This is a genomic window from Micromonospora polyrhachis (assembly GCF_014203835.1).
In the GTDB taxonomy this organism is placed as follows: Bacteria; Actinomycetota; Actinomycetes; order Mycobacteriales; family Micromonosporaceae; genus Micromonospora_H; species Micromonospora_H polyrhachis.
The window spans coordinates 6,273,881-6,291,661 of record NZ_JACHJW010000001.1 but is presented as its reverse complement, the minus strand read 5'-3'; the positions used below and the strand labels follow the sequence as shown (position 1 = coordinate 6,291,661).

Annotated in this window: 7 protein-coding genes; 5 read left to right on the top strand and 2 right to left on the bottom strand. The window is 71.1% G+C overall.

Annotated features, from left to right (window positions below; genetic code table 11):
• Nucleotide 1: 1 nt before the first annotated feature.
• Genes FHR38_RS27775 through FHR38_RS27765 form a run of 3 tightly spaced genes read left to right on the top strand, consistent with a single transcriptional unit; the run spans nucleotide 2 to nucleotide 5,121 of the window.
• Nucleotides 2-1,564: a class I adenylate-forming enzyme family protein gene (locus FHR38_RS27775; RefSeq protein WP_184537742.1), complete on the top strand. Its 1,563-nt coding sequence runs from the start codon at nucleotides 2-4 to the stop codon at nucleotides 1,562-1,564.
• Between the two features lie 23 nt (nucleotides 1,565-1,587).
• A complete protein-coding gene (locus tag FHR38_RS27770) occupies nucleotides 1,588-4,833 on the top strand; it encodes a non-ribosomal peptide synthetase (protein ID WP_184537739.1) in 3,246 nt (1,081 codons plus the stop codon).
• Complete coding sequence (locus FHR38_RS27765; RefSeq protein ID WP_184537737.1) at nucleotides 4,834-5,121, top strand: acyl carrier protein; 288 nt, start codon at nucleotides 4,834-4,836, stop codon at nucleotides 5,119-5,121.
• A 40-nt stretch (nucleotides 5,122-5,161) separates the two neighbouring features.
• Here the strand turns inward: FHR38_RS27765 and FHR38_RS27760 are convergent, their stop codons facing one another.
• Nucleotides 5,162-5,824 carry an HAD family hydrolase gene (locus FHR38_RS27760; RefSeq protein ID WP_312882441.1) on the bottom strand — a complete coding sequence of 221 codons (663 nt, stop codon included), beginning with the start codon at nucleotides 5,822-5,824 and terminating at the stop codon, nucleotides 5,162-5,164.
• A gap of 150 nt (nucleotides 5,825-5,974) precedes the next feature.
• Here FHR38_RS27760 and FHR38_RS27755 point away from each other — a divergent pair, with 150 nt between their 5' ends.
• Together FHR38_RS27755 and FHR38_RS27750 are read left to right on the top strand one after the other, a co-directional pair.
• Complete coding sequence (locus tag FHR38_RS27755; RefSeq protein WP_376771440.1) at nucleotides 5,975-7,384, top strand: MFS transporter; 1,410 nt, start codon at nucleotides 5,975-5,977, stop codon at nucleotides 7,382-7,384.
• Entirely contained in the window at nucleotides 7,365-17,048 is a 9,684-nt protein-coding gene (locus tag FHR38_RS27750; RefSeq protein ID WP_184537733.1) for a type I polyketide synthase, read from the top strand. Before FHR38_RS27755 ends, FHR38_RS27750 begins: the two co-directional genes overlap by 20 nt.
• 56 nt (nucleotides 17,049-17,104) lie before the next feature.
• Here FHR38_RS27750 and FHR38_RS27745 read toward each other — a convergent pair whose 3' ends face one another.
• Nucleotides 17,105-17,641, bottom strand: a complete 537-nt coding sequence (locus FHR38_RS27745; protein ID WP_184537731.1) for a TIGR03618 family F420-dependent PPOX class oxidoreductase — start codon at nucleotides 17,639-17,641, stop codon at nucleotides 17,105-17,107.
• Nucleotides 17,642-17,781 lie beyond the last annotated feature (140 nt).

Genomic DNA, 17,781 nt, shown 5'->3' with positions numbered 1-17,781 from the left:
GATGGCCCTGACGAGCATCGGCCACCGCACCACCGTACCGGCGGCCCGGACCGTGCCGGAACTGCTGGCCTGGCGGCGCACCGTACACCCCGACCGGGTGGCGATCGAGGTGCACGGGGTCGCCCGGCTCACCTTCGCTGACTGGGAGGCCGGGGCGACCAGTGTCACCAGCGCGCTCGGTCAGGCCGGGCTACGGCACGGCGATCGGGTCGGGCTGGTGTTCGGTGCCCGGGACTGGACCGAGTTCGCGGTGGCGTACTGCGGGGTGCTGCGGGCCGGTGCGGTCGCCGTACCGCTCTCCGACCGGCTCGCCGCCGGGCAACTCCGGTACGCCCTTGAGCACTGTGCCGCCCGGATCGTCCTGCACGGCAATGACACCCCGCCACCGGCCGCCCCGGTGGGCGTACCGGTCCGGCCCCTGGCCGACCTGCTGGCCGGCGTCAACAAGCACGACGTTCAACTACCGGCCAGCGTCGACGATGGCGACACTGCGGCGGCGGACCTCCCACCGGTACGCCCCGGCGACCTGGCCCAGATCCTCTACACCTCGGGCACCACGGGCCGGCCGAAGGGCGTCGCCGCCAGCCACGCCAACCTGACCATCGGTGCGCCGAGCCACCCGCGCAGGCTGGCGCTGGCCCACTCGGAACGGTTCCTGCACGCCTTCGCGATCGGCACCAACGCCGGGCAGACCATGCTGTTCAACGCGCTCACCGCCAAGCCGACCGCGCTGACCCTGCCCCGGTTCACCCCGGTCCGGTTCGCCCGACTGATCGAGTCGGCGGGGGTGGGTACGGTCTTCGTGGTGCCGTCCATGGCCATCGAACTGCTCGACTCCGGGGCACTGTCCGACCGGGAGCTGACCGACGTACACCTGATCGGGTCGACGGCCGCGCCACTGGCCCCGGCGGTGGCCACCCGGCTGGCGGCGACCTTTCCCGAGGCGGCGATCGTCAACTACTACACCTCGACCGAGGCGGCACCGGCGCAGACGGTCATGATCTTCGACCCGGCCCGACGGGACGCGGTGGGGCGAGCGGTCGACGGCCAACTCCGGATCGCCGACGCCGACGGCAACCCGCTACCTGTCGGGAGCATCGGTGACGTCTGGTTGCGGGCCCCGCACTCCCGGGCCTACTACCAGGACGAGGCAGCCAACCGGGCCACCTTCCGGAACGGCTGGGTCCGGATGGGCGACATCGGCCGGCTAGACGACGCCGGTTACCTCTACCTCTCCGACCGGCACGAGGACGTGATCAAGTCCGGTGCCTTCAAGATCTCCTCACTGGAGGTCGAGGCGGCGCTACACGAGCACCCGTACGTCGCCGAGGCGGCGGTGGTCGGCGTACCGCACCCGGTGCTGGGATCCGCGGTGGCCGCCGTGGTGGTGCCCCGTCCGGACACCCCACCAGCCGAGCTGGCCCTGCCGGCACTGCGCGGCTTCCTCGCCGGCCGGCTCGCCGACTACCAACTCCCGGCCCGGGTACTGCTGCTCGACCAGCTACCCCGCAACCCGGGCGGCAAAGTCCTCAAACGACAACTGACCAGCCAGTTCGACAACTGATGACAACTGAGGGAAACCCCGATATGGGAGGGCACGTGGGCATCGCCGAGGCGACGTACGCGCAGCACGCGGTCTGGTTCACCGAGCAGGCCGGGGTGGCCGGCACGGCGTACCAGATGGCGCTCGGCGTCCGGTTCACCGCCGACCTGGACCGGGCGGCCCTGGTCGAGGCGTGCCGGGCGGTGATCACCCGACACGAGGTGCTGGGCACCCGGATCGTCGTCGACGCCGACGGGACACCCAGGCTGGCCCCGGCCGACCGCCGACCGGCGGTCGGTTTCGGGGAGCTGACCGAGGAGCGGATCGCCGAGGAACTCGCCCGTCCCCACGACCTGCGTACCGGACCACTGGCCCGGTTCACCCTGCTGACCGGCACCGACGGGCGGCACCTGCTGCTGGTCACCGCCCACCACCTGGTCTTCGACGGCATATCCAAGGACGTACTGGCCCGGGACCTGGCCACCGCGTACACCGCCGCCGTTTGCCCCGGCGGTGAACGCGCTGGCGAGCCGGTCGACCTCGGGCCACTACCAGCCGGGTACGCCGCACACGCGGCAACCGAGCGGGACCGGGTGGAGGCGGCACTGCCGGCGGCCCGCGCGTACTGGCAGCGGCACTGGTCCGGCTCCGGCGGCGTGGTCCTGCCCGGCCTGCTTCGGCTACCGACCGGTGCGGAGCCCGGGGCGGCGGTCGACCTCGACCTACCGGCCGACCTCGTCGCCGGGCTGGACCGGGCCACCGCCTCGCTCGGGGTGACCCGGTTCGAGCTGCTGCTCGCCGTGGTGCACGCCCTGCTCGCGCGGTACGGCAACCGGGACGTTCCGGTGGGCGTCGGCCTGTCCACCCGTACCCCGGGGCAGGCCGACCACATCGGACTCTTCGTCAACGAACTGCCGGTCACGGTGGCCGCGGCCACCGGCACGTTCCGGGACCACGCCCAGGCGGTACGGGCGCGGCTGCGGGAGCTGTACCGGATCCGTACCGTGCCGCTGGCCCATACGGTGTCCGGGCTGCGGCCGGCACCCGCACTGACCCCGGTCTCGGTCGGCTACCGCCGTCGCCGGCCGGAGCCGGACTTCCCGGGGGTGGCGAGCAGCGTCGAGTGGACCCTGTTCAGTGGTGCCGCCCGTAACGCGTTGCACATCCAGATGGTGGACGCCCCGTCCGGGCTGACCGTGAGCCTCCAACACAGCCCGGCGGCCATCTCGACCGAGGCGGTGACCCGGATCGGGGCACACTTCCGTACGCTGCTGGCCGCCGTCGTCGCCGACCCGCAACGGCCGGTGGCTGACCTGCCGATCCTCCCCGCAGACGAACTCGACCGGCTAGGGGTCTGGAGCGGAACCGACCGGACGTATCCCGCCGAGGCCACGATGCCCACCCTGTTCGCCGCCTGGGTCCGGCAGAGCCCGGACGCGGTGGCCGTGGTCGACGGTGACCGACGGTTGAGCTACGCCGCACTCGACGCCGCCAGCGCCCGGCTGGCCGGGCTGCTCCGCCAGCAGGGCGTCGGCGCCGGTTCGCGGGTCGCGATCGCCCTGGACCGGTCCTGGTCGGCGGTGGTGACGCTGCTGGCCGTGCTGCGGTGCCGGGCAGCGTACGTACCGGTCGACCCGGGCTATCCGCCGGCCCGGCAGACGCTCATCCTCGACGACGCCGAGCCCGTCCTGGTCGTCACCTCCGCCGAGACGGCCACCCGGCTGGACCCGGCGCTTGCGGTGCTCCCCATCGACCAGATCGAGCTGAGCGGCGGGCTGACATCGGCCGTCGAGGAGTCACTCACCCCGCCGAACCCCGACGACCTCGCCTACGTGCTGTACACCTCGGGCTCGACCGGACGGCCGAAGGGTGTCGCGGTCCGGCACGCGTCGTTGGCCAACACACTGCTGGCAATGCGGGACCTGCTGGAGAGTCGACCGGAGCACGCCTGGCTGAACCTCACCTCACTGTCGTTCGACATCTCCGGTGTGGAGTTGTTCCTACCGTTGACCACCGGTGGCCGGGTGGTGGTCGCCTCCTCGGTGAGTGCGCTGGATGGTGCTGGGGTGCTCCGGCTGGTCCGCGCCAGCGGGGTGACCCACGTGCAGGCGACCCCCTCGGGGTGGCGGGTGCTGCTGGAGGCGGGCCTGGGTGACGCTGCGGACCGCCCCGGCTACCCGACATCTCCGGAGGTGACTCCGGTGCCTCTGGTGGCGGTCACCGGCGGTGAGGCGCTGCCGGTCCCCCTGGCCCGTGACCTGCGCGCCCGGGTCACCCGCCTGATCAACGGGTACGGCCCGACGGAGGCCACCATCTATGCCACCTTCGCGGAGATCCCCGCCGAGCCGGCCGAGGTGAGCATCGGCCGGCCGGTCGTCAACACCCGCGCGTACCTGCTGGACGACGAGCTGCGGCCGGTGCCGATCGGGGTGCCCGGTGAGCTGTATCTGGGTGGACTCGGCGTGGCCGCCGGCTACCTCGGGCGGCCCGACCTGACCGATGAACGCTTCGTGCCGGACCCGTTCGGGTCGGCGGGTGGTCGGCGCTACCGCACGGGCGACCGGTGCCGGTGGCTGCCGGACGGCCGGATCGACTTCCTGGGTCGTAGCGACGACCAGGTGAAGATCCGGGGGCACCGGATCGAGCTGGGCGAGGTCACGGCTCGGCTGCTGGAGCATCCGGCCGTGGCCGAGGCTGCCGTGCTGCTGGCCGTGGCCGCCACGGCGGACGCCGAGGAGCCCCGGCTGGTCGCCTACCTGGTGCCGCGCGATACGACCGCACCGGAGCCGGCGGACCTGCGTCGACATCTCGCCCGCAGCCTGCCCTCGGCCATGTTGCCGGCCGACTGGGTCGTCCTGGACCGGCTGCCGGTGAGCCCCAACGGCAAACTGGACCGGGCAGCGCTGCCCGTACCAACGACGCGAGACACGGCCACGTCCGATTCCGCCGATCGCCCGGCCGACGACGCTGGCCCGGCAGACGCAGTCGGTCCGGCAGACGCAGTCGGTCCGGCAGACGCAGTCGGTGCGGCAGACGCAGTCGGTCCGGTCGACCCGGCGGATCCGGTGGTCGAACAGTTGACGGTGATCTGGCAGGACGTACTCCGGATCGACGACATCGGGGTGCACGAGGACCTGTTCGACCTCGGCGGTCATTCGCTGACCATCACCCGGATCAGCAGCCGGATCCAGCAGCGGCTCGGGGTGGAGGTGCCGTTGGACGTCTTCTTCGACACGCCGACCATCGCCGAGATCGCCGAATTCATCCGAGATGCCCAAGGAGAACGCTGAATGGATATCACCGAGGAGCTACGGCAGCGGGTCGCCGAGCTGATCAGCACCGCCACAGGTGGTCAGGTCCCGGTTGCCGACCTGCTCGCCGGCGGGTCGATGGTCGCCCTGGGCGTCGACTCGCTCGGCCTGCTCCGCCTGGTCGACGCGATCGAGCTGGAATACGACGTCGAGGTCGAGTTCGACGGCCCGGGCGGCCGATTGGGCACCCTGGACGACATCGTCGCGGTGCTGACCGCCGCCCGGCCCGCCGGTGACCAGGACCAAACCATCAGGACACCGGTCTAGGGCCACGACCGGTTCGCAGCGGCGGTACAGGTCGTGGCCCTCACCGGGCGGCTGTGACCAGGCGACTCAGGACGGGAAGCACGCTTCGCAGGTCGTCGTCGTCCACCGTGGCGGTCGCCGCCGCCCGCGCCGCAGCTGAGGCGTTGAACGCCACGCTCACCCCGACGGATGCGAACAGCGGCAGGTCGGAGCGGCTGTCTCCGACGGCCCCGCACCGGCGGGGAGCCAGCCCCAGCTCGTGTGCCTGCGCGAGGGCGAAATCTCGTTTGTCGTACTCATCGAAGTGCCGGGCAACCCGGCCCGTGAACCGGCCGTCGACGTTTTCCAGCCGAGGTCCGCTGAACGCGTGGAAGCCGAAGCGGTCGGTCAGATATTCGCCGACCGGCGACCAGGCGAGGGTTGCCAGCACGGGCACCAGCCCGTTCCGTCGGCACCAGGCCAGGGTCTCCGCGATGCCCGAGACCAAGGGAAGCCCGGCGAGCCAACCGGAAACCTGGTCCTCGGACACTCCCGCCCAGCCTGTTGCATCCAGATCGGAGACCTGTCGATTGTCCAGAACACCGCAGGCATAGGCGTCCTCGGCCCTGACCAACTCCTCCCGATGGCCGAGGAAGCCAGCCAGGAAAGCCGACGAACTCGTATCCGGGACGAGGGTGCCATCGACATCGAAGAACACGACGCCCGCGTGGTCGAACGAGAACACCGGTCAAGGATGCACCAAGATCTGTCACTCACCATCCGGCGCCCACGCCTGCCCGGCCGGGACATGACACCACACACCGCCCCGAGGTGACCACTCTCCGCAACGAGCGATCCGCGCAGCTGGAATATCGGAGCAGCGCCGGCGGATCTTGTGTCCACAATCGACACGACCTCGGGCTACGCTACTGCCGTGACCCGCGCCGGTTCCCCCGCACGGGGGCAGGGCCTGCTCACGGCTGCTTACGCAGTGTCATCGTACGGAACCTATCTCAACCTGGTCACGCTGAGTCTGTTCGCGTACCAGCTCACCGGGTCCGGCTTGCAGACCGGACTCTTCATGGCGTTGCGGCTGGGATCCGGGATCGTCGCCGGACTCGCCGCCGGGATCCTCGCCGCCCGCCATTCCCGCCGAGCTCTGATGATCGGCTGTGATCTGCTGTCCGCCGGTGCGATCACCGTACTGGCGCTGGCCCCGCCCTCGACACAACACCTCCTGTTGTACGGCGTGGCGGTCGTACTCGGCGTCACCCAGACCCAGTGGGGTGTGGCGATGCGGGCGAGCGTGCCCGACCTCGTCGGCGCCGACCGGCGTACCGGGGCCAACAGTCAGCTCGTCACCGCCCGTTCCGTCGCGATGCTGCTCGGCTTCGCCTCTGCGGGTGTGTTGGTCGCCCAATGGGGTTTCCAGCGCGTGTTCCTGATCGACGCGGCGTCGTACCTGCTCTGCGCGCTGCTGCTGCTCGGCGTACCGCTCGGCCGGGCCGCCCGGACCGGGGTCGCCACCGGGCCTCGGGACGATAGCGGGACACCAACCCCGACCGAGGCCCCGGACGCTACCGGAACGCTGACCCCGACCCCGCCCGGGACGGCGGATAAACCACGTCGATGGACGATCCGGCGGTGGCTACCGGCGGCCGGCGCAGTCCGGGCCGTTCCCGCGCTGCTCCTGGCAATGGTGGCGGTACGCAGTATGGACGCGTTCGGGTCGGCGTCGCACAACGTGGGCCTGCCGATCTACGCCAGCCTCATCTCGCCGGAGAACCCGGCCTCGTTCGCCGCGACCTTCCTGACCGCGTGGGCGGTCGGCAGCCTGGCCGCCGGTGCCTTCCTGAGCTGGCGCGGTCACAAGCGGGAACCGACCCGCCCCGAGCTGACCTTCGGCATCGCCACCTGCCTGATGTCGGTCTTCTTCGTGCTCTCCTTCACCGCTCCCCCGGTGTGGCTGCTCGTGGTGCTGGCGGCGGCCGCTGGCGCGGCGGACGGCTGTGCCGAGATCACCTACACCGCCCGGCTGCAGGGGGTGCCGAACGACGTACGGGCCCAGGTGCTCGGATTCGCCGTCACCGCGCAGAACACCGGCTTCGGGCTCGGCATGGTCGGCTGCGCCGCGCTGCTCGACGTGTTCGCCCCGTTCCCCGTCGTCGCCGTCGCGCACATGGCGGCCCTGGCGGCGGCGATCGGCTTCCTCGTCGTCCACATCCGCACTGTCCGGGCTGGCCGCCGCCGGTCCGCGTCCCGCCCACCGACCACAGAGGTGGCCCGTGAGTTCAGCGACGCCTGACCGACCGCCCGCGATCAGCTATGGCGGTGACCTGCCGGTCGATCCGGAGCACCCCCTGACCATGCCGGCGGCGCTACTGCGAGCGGCCCAGCAGTTCCCGGACTCCGGCGTGCAGCTGGTCGGCCCCGCCGGCGAGCGCGGTCGCCTCGGCTACCCGGAGCTGTTGACCCGGGCCCGGGCGGTGCTCGGCGGGTTGCGTCAGCGCGACGTCCGGGCCGGGCAGTACGTCGTGCTTCGACTCTCCGACGCGGAGTTCTTTCCGGCGTTCTGGGGCTGCCTGCTCGGCGGCGTCGTACCTGTCGTCACCGGTGCGCCATCGTCGTACGACGTGGACGGTCCGGCACTGCGGGCCATCAGCCACACCTGGCAGGCGTTGGGGCGGCCGATGGTGATCGGCGGAGCCGACGACCTCGACGGTCTGCGTGGACTGCCCCTGGCCGACCGCGTCGTCGCCGTGGCAGAGCTGGCCGCCGCCCATCCCGTGGACCCACCCCGGTTGGACATCACCCCGGACTCGGTGGCGATGCTGCAACTCTCCTCGGGCAGCACCGGCACGCCGAAGATCATCCAGATCACCCACCGGGGCGTCAGCGAGTACGCCGTCGGTGCCCGGACGATGTTGGACGTCCGCCCCCTCGACGTACTGCTCAACTGGCTGCCGCTGGACCATGTCGCCGGGCTGATGCTCTACCACCTCGGTGGGGTGTTCCTCGGCGCGACCAGCATCCAGGTGGCGACCCCGTTCGTGCTCGCCGATCCGCTGCGCTGGCTCGACCTGCTACAGGAGTACGGCGTCACACACAGCTGGGCACCGAACTTCGCCTTCCGCCTGGTCGCCGACACCGCCGCTCAGGCCGCCGCTCAGGCCGCCGCTCAGGCCGCCGACCAGGCCACCGACCAGGCCACCGACCAGGCCACCGACCAGGCTGCCGGACGCAGCTGGGACCTACGCACGATCCGGCGTCTGGTCAGCGGAGGCGAACAGTGCACCTGGGAGACATTCCAAGCGTTCCTCAACGTGACCGCCCCGGCCGGAGTGACCGCCGCCGTGCTGAGCCCCGCCTGGGGCATGTCGGAGACCTGCACCGGTATCACCTTCGCCTCCCTCGGCGACTCCGGCAGCTGGCAGCGGGTACGCACCAGCAGCCTCACCGGCGACCTCCAGTGGGCCGAGGAGCATGAGGAGGAGGTCACCACCTTCCTGTCGGTCGGGCCGCCCGCACCCGGCACCACGCTGCGCATCGTCGACGAGGCCAACCAGGTGCTGCCCGAAGCCCGGGTCGGCCGGCTCCAGGTCCGCTCGGCCCGGGTCACCCCCGGCTACCTGGGCGACTCGGACGCCACCCGGGCCGCCTTCCCCGAGCCGGGCTGGCTGGACACCGGTGACCTCGCCTTCATGGTCGACGGACGGATCACCATCACCGGCCGGGAAAAGGACCTGATCATCCTCAACGGCCACAACTACCCGAGCCACGAGGTCGAGCGGATCGTGGCCGGAACGGCCGGCATCGTGCCCGGACTGGTCGCCGCCTGCGGCGTACCGGATGCGGAAACGGGCACGGAGACGCTGGTGATCTTCTACGTCCCGGATGCCGCCGAGCCGGTCGAGCCAGGGCGGGTCGAGCGGGATGTCGCGGCGCTCGTCGGGCAGCGGCTGCACGTCGCAGTCGGCGACGTCGTCGCCGTACCGGAACCGGAGTTTCCCCGGACCAGCGGCGGCAAGATCCAACGGTCGGTGCTGCGACAGCGCTACCTCGCCGGGGCGTACCAGCCAGCGGCGGCGGCCGGGCCGCACACGGAACGAGCAACAGAGCCGGACGGCCTCGCAACCAAGCCGAATACGCGCGGGCCGATGAGGCCGCCAGCGCCGGCCGGCGTACGTCAGCTGGTGCTCGACGCGGTCAGCGAGATCGTCGCTGGGCCGGTGGATCCGACCCGTCCCTTCTACGAACTCGGGCTGGGCTCCGTCCAGATCGTGCGGTTGTGCGCCCGGTTGGCACAGCTACTCGACCGGGATGTTCCGCAGCCGGCACTGTTCGCCCACCCGACCGTCGATGCCCTCGCCGGTTTCCTCACCGGGACGGTGGCGACGGAGCAGGACATCAGCCGACCCGCACCCGGACCGGCGACGGACGGTCCGACGCCCTTCGCGTCCGACCGACGGATCGCGATCATCGGCATGGCGGCCCGGCTTCCCGGTGCCGCCACCATCGAGGAGTACTGGGCCAACCTCACCAACGGAGTGGCGAGCCTACGCCGCTTCACCCCCGACGAACTGGCCGCCGCCGGGGTACCTGAGGCGACCATCCGAGACGCCGACTTCGTACCGGTCAGCGGAGCCCTCGACGACATTGCCGGGTTCGACGCCGCCCACTTCGGCATCAGCGCCCGAGAGGCCGAACTGCTGGACCCGCAACACCGGTTGTTCCTCGAAACCTGTCACCACGCACTGGAGGACGCCGGCTACGCGGGCAGTGGTGGCGATGCCCGGATCGGACTCTTCGCCGGCAGCGGGATGAACCTCTACTCCCACCACACCTACCTACGTAACAACCTGGCGACGGCCAGCGATTCGGCGGACCCGGCCACCTCGATCGGCGTGGCGTTGGGCAACCAGCCCGACTTCCTCGCCACCCGGGCGGCGTACCGGCTCGGATTGACCGGGCCGGCGGTGAATGTCCAGACTGCCTGCTCGACCTCCCTGGTCGCGGTGCACCTGGCCGTGCTCGCCCTGCTCAACGACGACGCCGACATCGCGCTGGCAGGCGCGGCGGCGATACACGTCCCGCAGGTGACCGGCTACCGTCACGCCGAGGGCTCAGTCCTGTCCCGGCAGGGCCGATGTCGGCCCTTCGACGCGGACGCCGACGGCACGGTCGGGGGCAATGGTGTCGTGGCCGTCGTCCTCAAGCGACTCGACCGGGCGCTGGCCGACGGGGACACCATCCACGCGGTCGTCCTCGGCACCGCCGTCAACAACGACGGCGACGGCAAGGTCGGGTTCACCGCGCCCGGCGTGGCGGGGCAGGTGGACGTGGTGCGTCGGGCGTTGCGCGCCGCCGCCGTACCAGCCGAGTCCATCGGGTACGTCGAGGCGCACGGCACCGGCACCGCCCTCGGTGACCCGATCGAACACGAGGCGCTCGCTCAGGCCTATTCGTCCGGCACCCGCTATCTGGGTTCGGTGAAGGCGAACATCGGCCACCTGGACAGCTGCGCCGGGTTGGCCGGGCTGGTCAAGGCGGTGCTGGCGGTTCGTACCGGCCAGATCCCGCCGCAGCCGAACTTCGACCGGCCGCACCCGGCGATCGACCTCACCGGCGGCCCGTTCCGGATCACCACCACCCTGACCGCTTGGCCGTCGAACGGCACTCCCCGCCGAGCCGGCGTCAGCGCCCTCGGGGTCGGCGGCACCAACGCGCACGTGGTCGTCGAGGAACCCCCGGCTCCGACGACTGACCAGCCCGGTAGGGCGGGGACACCCGGACTGCTCCCACTGTCGGCCACCGACCCGGCTGCGCTGCGCCAGCTCGCCGGGGCGTACCGCGACCGGCTGGCCAATCAGGACCCGCCGCGTCCGGCGGACCTCGTCGTGACCGCCACCCGTGGTCGCCGCCACCAGCGCCACCGTCTCGTCGCTCTCGGTGACTCCCCCGCCGAACTGGCGGCTGCCCTCGGCGCCTTCCTCGACGGGGTGGCGGGCAGCGGGCCCGTGGGCGTGCGGAGCGAGCGAGCGCAACGAGTGGGCGCCGCAGTAGCGAACGAAAGGCAGGCCGGTGGTCGGGTCCCGACCGGGGCGGTGCTGACCGAGGTGGTGCTGACCGGCGAGATCCCGCCCCAGGGGGTCGGAACGCTGGCCATGGCGTTCCCTGGCCAGGGCAGCACCCTACGTCCGATGCTGGCGCTCGCCGAGCGGTTCGACGTGCTGGGTGAGCTGCTTGCGCAGACCGCCGCCAGCTACCACCAGGCGGTGGGCGGCGACCTGTACGAACAACTCGCCCACACCGGACCCGACGGTCCGCCGACCGAGGTGAGCCAGCCGGCCCTGGTCGCCCTCGGCATCGGGCTGTACCGGCTGTGGCACACCTGGGGGATACAACCGTCCTACCTGCTCGGCCACAGCGTGGGGGAACTCGCCGCGCTCGCCGCCGCCGGAGCGCTCTCGGCCATCGACGCGATCCGGTTGGCCGGCCATCGGGGTCGGCTCATGCGGGACGGAATGGAGCCGGGCGCGATGCTCGCGGTGGCCGCCGGCCGGTCCGCCCTGGATCGGCTGCTGGCTGTCGTTTCCGACCTGGAACTGGCCGCGTGCAACGGCCCGACCCGGTACGTCGTCGCCGGCCCACCGGAGGCGGTCACGGCGGCGATGCGGCAGGCGAAACTTCTGGGCGTACCCTGCCGACAACTGGCCGTCACCCGGGCATTCCACACCAGTGCCGTGGGGGAGAAGGTGCTGACCGAGCTCCGTGAACTGGTCGACGGGGTCACCATCCGGCCGATCCAGCTGCCCGTCATCAGCACCCTCGACGGCGTGCTCCGGGAGCCGGGCTGGCGGCCGGACGCCGACCACCTGTGCCGGCAGGCCCGGGAACCGGTCCAGTTCGACACGGCACTACGCCGCCTCGCCAACCTGGGTACGCATCTGGTGGTCGAAGCGGGTCCGGACGCGACGCTGACCGGCCTGGCCCGAAGAACGACGCCCGACGTCAGATGGTTGCCGTCGCAGCCCGTCGAGCACTCGCCCGTGGCCGGACTGTGGCGGGCCGTCGGGGCGCTCTACTGCGCCGGCGCACCGATCGACTGGGCGGCTGCCACCAGGGACAGTGGGGGGCGGCGGGTGCCGCTGCCGACGTACCCCTTCCAGCGACGTGCGCACTGGATATCCGGACTGTCGGGTACCGCCACCCGAACGACAGGAGACGACACGGCCGTGAACGGGGTTCTGGAACAGGTCCGGGCCATGACCGCGACCCGACTCGGTGTCGAACTGTCGGAGATCACGCCGGACGAGACCTTCCTGGGGCTCGGCGCCGACTCGCTGCTGCTGCTCACCATGTCCCGCGAGGTCGACCGGGAGTTCGGCGTCCGGGTGCCGGTTCGCGAACTCTTCGGTGACCTGAACACCCCGCGCCGGCTCGCCGAGTCGATCGCCGCCACTACCACCGCCTCAGCCTCAGCCTCAGCCGCTCCGGCCGCAACCATCCCTGACTCAGCCACTCCGGCCGCAACCATCGCTGCCACGACCGATGCCGAGCCGGCGGTACCGGCGCGGGAACGGGCATCCGCACCGGACGGTGCGACGGCAGGCGGAACAATCTCGGCGATCGCCGAGATCGTTCACCGGCAACTCGACCTGATGCGCCAACAGCTCGACCTACTCGCCGGAGCCACGCCGCCAGTTCGGGTGGAGTCCGTCGCACCGCCGTCGCCGCAGCGGGCGTCGGCGGAGTCGACGGAGAAGCCGGAGAAGCCGGAGAAGGCCACGGTGCCGGAGAAGGCCGCGTCGCCGGATGTGGCCGGCAAAGCGGCGATCGGCACCACCGACTTCAGCCTGTACTTCTTCGGCGACTACCCCGCCTCGGCCGACCAGGACCGCTACCGGTTGATCCTCGACGCGGCCGAGTACGCCGATACGCACGACTTCCACGCGGTGTGGTTCCCAGAACGGCACTTCCACTCGTTCGGTGGGATCTTTCCCAACCCGTCGGTGCTCGCCGCCGCCATCGCCACCCGTACCGAGCGGATCCGGCTCAACGCCGGCTCGGTGGTCCTGCCGCTGCACCACCCGGTGCGGGTGGCCGAGGAGTGGTCGATGGTCGACAACCTGTCCGGTGGACGAGTGGGGCTGGGCTGCGCCCCGGGCTGGCATGCCAACGACTTCGTCTTCTATCCCGACAACTTCGGCAGGCACAAGCAGGTGATGTACGAGCACCTGGAAACCGTGCGGCAGTTGTGGCGGGGCGAGGCGGTGCCGGCCCGGTCCGGCAGTGGAGAACAGATCGAGGTACGACTCTTCCCCCGACCGGTGCAGGAAATGCCCCCCTTCTTCACCGCCATCGTCGGCAACCCCGACAGTTATCGGGAAGCGGCCCGGCGGAACATTGGCGTGGTCACCAACCTGATGACCCAGGACGTCGACCAACTCGCCAGAAACATCGCGCTGTATCGGCGTACCCGGGCCGAGCACGGGTGGGACCCGGCGGGTGGTCGGGTCGCGGTGCTGCTGCACACCTTCCTCGGTGCGGACACCGAAAAGGCACGCCGGCAGGCGTTCGAGCCGTTCTGCGCGTACCTGCGGTCCTCGTTCAGTTTGCTCGGCCAGGTCACCAACAGTCTCGGCATCAACATCGACCTGGCCAACACCCCCGAGGACGACCTGCGGTTCCTCCTCGCCCAGGCGTACGAGCGCTACTGCGAGCAGCGGGCCCTGATCGGCTCACCGGAGAGCAGCCGGGAGGTGGTGCGAGCGGTACTCGACGCCGGGGCGGACGAGATCGCCTGCTTCGTCGACTTCGGGGTACCGCCGGATACCGTACGCGCGGGGTTACCGTTCATCGACGCGCTCCGCCGCTCGACGCCACGCCACCGGTCGACGCCCCACCACTGGTCGACGCCCCACCACTGGTCGACGCCCCACCACCGCGACGACAACAACGACGGACAGGTGCCGACCGAGGTCGGTCCGGCCCACCCCGAGTTGGCTCCCCTGTCCCCGGCCCAACGACGGCTCTGGTTGGTCGAGCAGATGCAGCCGGGCACCCCGGCGTACAACGAGGCCGCCGCGACCCGCCTGGACGGCGCGCTGGACGTCGCCGCCTTGCGGACGGCGCTGCGTGACGTGGTCGACCGGCACGCGCCGCTACGTACCTCCTACCGGCTGGTGGCCGGCGAACCGATGCAGGTGCTCCACCGGGAGGTGGCGGTGGAGTGCCCGGTCGTGGGCCGTACCGGCTGGACCGAGGCGGATGCTGTGCGGCAGGCACTGGACGAGGAGAGTCAGCGGCGGTTCGACCTGTTCGGCGGTCCGCCGTTCGCGTTCCGGTTGCTGCGGTTCTCCGCCACGCACCACGTCCTGGTCACGTCGTTCCACCATCTCGCGACCGATGGCCACTCGTACGGGGTCTTCACCCGGGACCTCTCCGCCTGCTACCGCGCCCGGTCGGCCGGCGGCGCACCGGCGCTACCGGCCCTGCCGGTGACCTACCCCGAGTTGGCCCGGGGCCGGCGGACCGATCCGGCACAACGGGCGACCGACCTGCGGTACTGGCGGGAGCTGTTGACCCCGCCCGCACCCGCCCTGGTGCTTCCCTCTGCCCTGCCCCGGCCGGCAGCGCCATCGGCGGCCGGGCGCAGCCTGTTCGAGACCATCCCCACCGCGCTCACCGCCGAGATCGGTCGGTTCAGCCGGACCACCGGGGTGACCGTCTTCAGCACCCTGATGACGGCCTTCGCTGTCATGGTCGGTCGGGCCAGCGGCGAGCGGGACTTCGTCCTGGGTACCGGTGTGACCAGCCGCGACGAGCAGACCAACGATCTCGTCGGCTTCTTCGTCGACACCGTGCCGCTGCGGTTCGACCTGACCGGAGACCCGACCTTCGCCGAGTTGGCCACGCGGGTCCAACGGGCCGTCGTGGACGGTCTGCCACACACCGGGCTGCCCTTCGACGACCTGGTACGGGAGCTGGACCCGCTACGGGAGCAGGGTCGGCACCCGCTGTTCGACGTCGCCGTCGAATACGAGAGCGGCGGTGCCTTCGCGTACGACCTGCCCGGGATCACCGCCACCCCGCTGCCGCAGGGCCTGGCGAAGGCCCCGGTCGACCTGATGGTCTACCTCTCGCACGATGAGCAGATCCGCTGTCATGTCGAGTTCCGTACCGAGGTCTTCGACGAGGCGACCGTCCGGGGCTTTCTCACCGATTTCCACCGCGTGCTGGGTCGGGCCACGGCCAATCCGGCGCTCCCCCTGTCCCGCCTCGCCACCGAACTGGACTCGGCCGATACGTCGGACCGGGCCAGCCGTTCCAGCGAGGCCGTCGGTACCGACGGCGATGCCGATCCTGAGGACGGTGCCGGGCTCAGCGAGGCGGAACGGCTGGTCCATGATGCGTGGTGTGCGGCACTCGGGGTGTCCCGACTGCCGATGGATCAGGCGTTCTTCGCAGTCGGCGGGCATTCGTTGGCTTCGGTACGGCTGGCCAACCGGCTCTCCGAGCTGTTCGGTACGACCGTGCCGGTGCACCGGCTACTGACCTCGACCGGCATCCGACAGCTTGCGGCCACACTCACCGCCGGCGACGCCACGCCGGCTGCGCTCACCGCCGGTGACCCCACGCCGGCTGCACTCACCGCCGGTGACTCGGCGGTGGACAGCGGGGGCCGGGCGGTGGAGGACGAGGCTCCCGCCACCTACCAGCAGGAACAGATGTGGTGGCGGCAGCGGCAGGTGCCGGATCCGCCGGCCGTACACATCGCGCTGCGGGTGGATCTCACCGGACCGCTGTCCGTGCCGGCGCTGACCGGCGCGCTCGACACCCTGGTGCACCGGCACCCCGCACTGCGTACCCGGATCGTGGAGCGGAACGGGGCGCTGTTCCAGCAGGTATTCGCCCACCGGCCGGTCACCGTGGCGGCGTCGACGGTGGCCCCCGACGACGTTGAAGCCTGGGCCATCGCCACCGGACGCGTGCCATTCGTCGAAGGGGAGCCGCTGCTACGGGCGACGCTGGCCGAGGTCGACGTGAACCGGTGGTCACTGCTGGTGCTGATCCATCACCTGGCCGCCGACGGCTGGTCGGTCCTGCGGCTGCTGGACGAGTTGACGGAGGCCTACTCGGCGACCGTGGCCGGTCGGTCACCCACCCTCGCTCCCCTGGTGGCCAGCTACGCCAGCTACGCCCGCCAGCAACGTGGCACGCCCCCGACCGAGGAGGTACGAAAGTACTGGCGCGGTCAACTCGCCGACGCGCCGACCCGGCTGGAGTTGCCCACCGACCGGCCGCGCCCGGCCCGGTCCGCGGCGGGGGCCGAGTTCACCTTCACCGTTCCCGCCACGATCACGGGTCGGCTGACCGAGTTGGCGCAGGACACGAGGGCCACACTGTTCCCGGTGTTCGCCAGTGCGTACGCGCTCCTGCTGTCCCGGCTCACCGGCGGTGACGATATCGTGCTGGCCAGCCCGTACGCCCATCGTGCCGGTAGGGAGCACGAACCGGTCGTCGGCCTCTTCGCCAGCCCGATGCTGCTTCGGCTCCGCCCGACCGGCGAATCGACCTTCGCCGCGCTGATGTCGGCCACCGACATCAGCGTCCTCGACGCGGTACGGCATCAGCCGGCCCCGGTGACCGTGGTCTACCAGGAACTCGATCCGCAGTGGCGGCCCGGCCAGCCCCCGCCGGTCGGGACCGCACTGTTCGCCTGGAACCCGGTGCTGCCCGCACTGTCCCTGCCGGACCTCGGCGTGCGGGTGCTCGACCAGCCCCTGGCCTGTGCCCGCCGGGACTTCTCGCTGATGCTGAAGCCGGATGGGGGCGAGGTGTCCGGTGCCGTCGAGTACGCGACCGACCTGTTCGACGAGCGCACGGTCGTCGACTGGTGCGACCGGTTCGTCCGGCTACTCGACGCGGTGGCGACCGATCCGCACCGGCGGCTCGACGCGTACTGATCGGGGGATCGACGGGCCACCCGGGATCGTCGCTGCTGCGGCGATCCCGGGGTGGGTCACTCCCCGGTCGGGATGTCCAGGGCAGTGCCGTACAGGCGGGACACCCGGATCCGGATCACCACCCGCTGCTCCGCCACCAACTGGTCGAGGAACGCCGCCTCGTCGGCGGGATCGGTGAAGCCGGGGGTCAGAGCGAGCAGTTCCCGTCCGATCGCGTCGCCGGGGACGGCCGAGACCGCCGAGACCTCCGCTTCGCCCTCGGCGACCGCGAAGGACCAGACATCCGGGCCGTTGACGTGCAGCGCGACGTGCGGATCGCGCTTGAGCTGGCGCACCTTGAGCCGGTCGGCCGTACTGGAGATCCGCAGTATGCGTTCTTCCGGGGCCCAGCGGTAGAGGACGGTGGACAGGTGTGGGTGCCCGTCGCGTTTCACGCTCGCCAGCACCCCGAACTGTTGTTCGCTCAGCAACCGGGACAGTTCCCCGGTGCCGAGTCGCCGAGGTGCGGGGCCGGATCCCGGCCGCTGCGCCCCCGTCGCCGACTGTGCGGTCTCTTCGACCACACCGATCCCGTCGTTCCTGCTCGTGTTCATCTTCTCGACCCTCCAGTCGACCGATCTCGACGAACGAACCTTAGCAGATAGTTCTGTTGTAGATAATCTCGCTCAGAATCAGAGTTTTCTCATCGGCGGGAAGACGGGGGTCGGCCAGGCCTGTCGACTGGCGTTTCCCC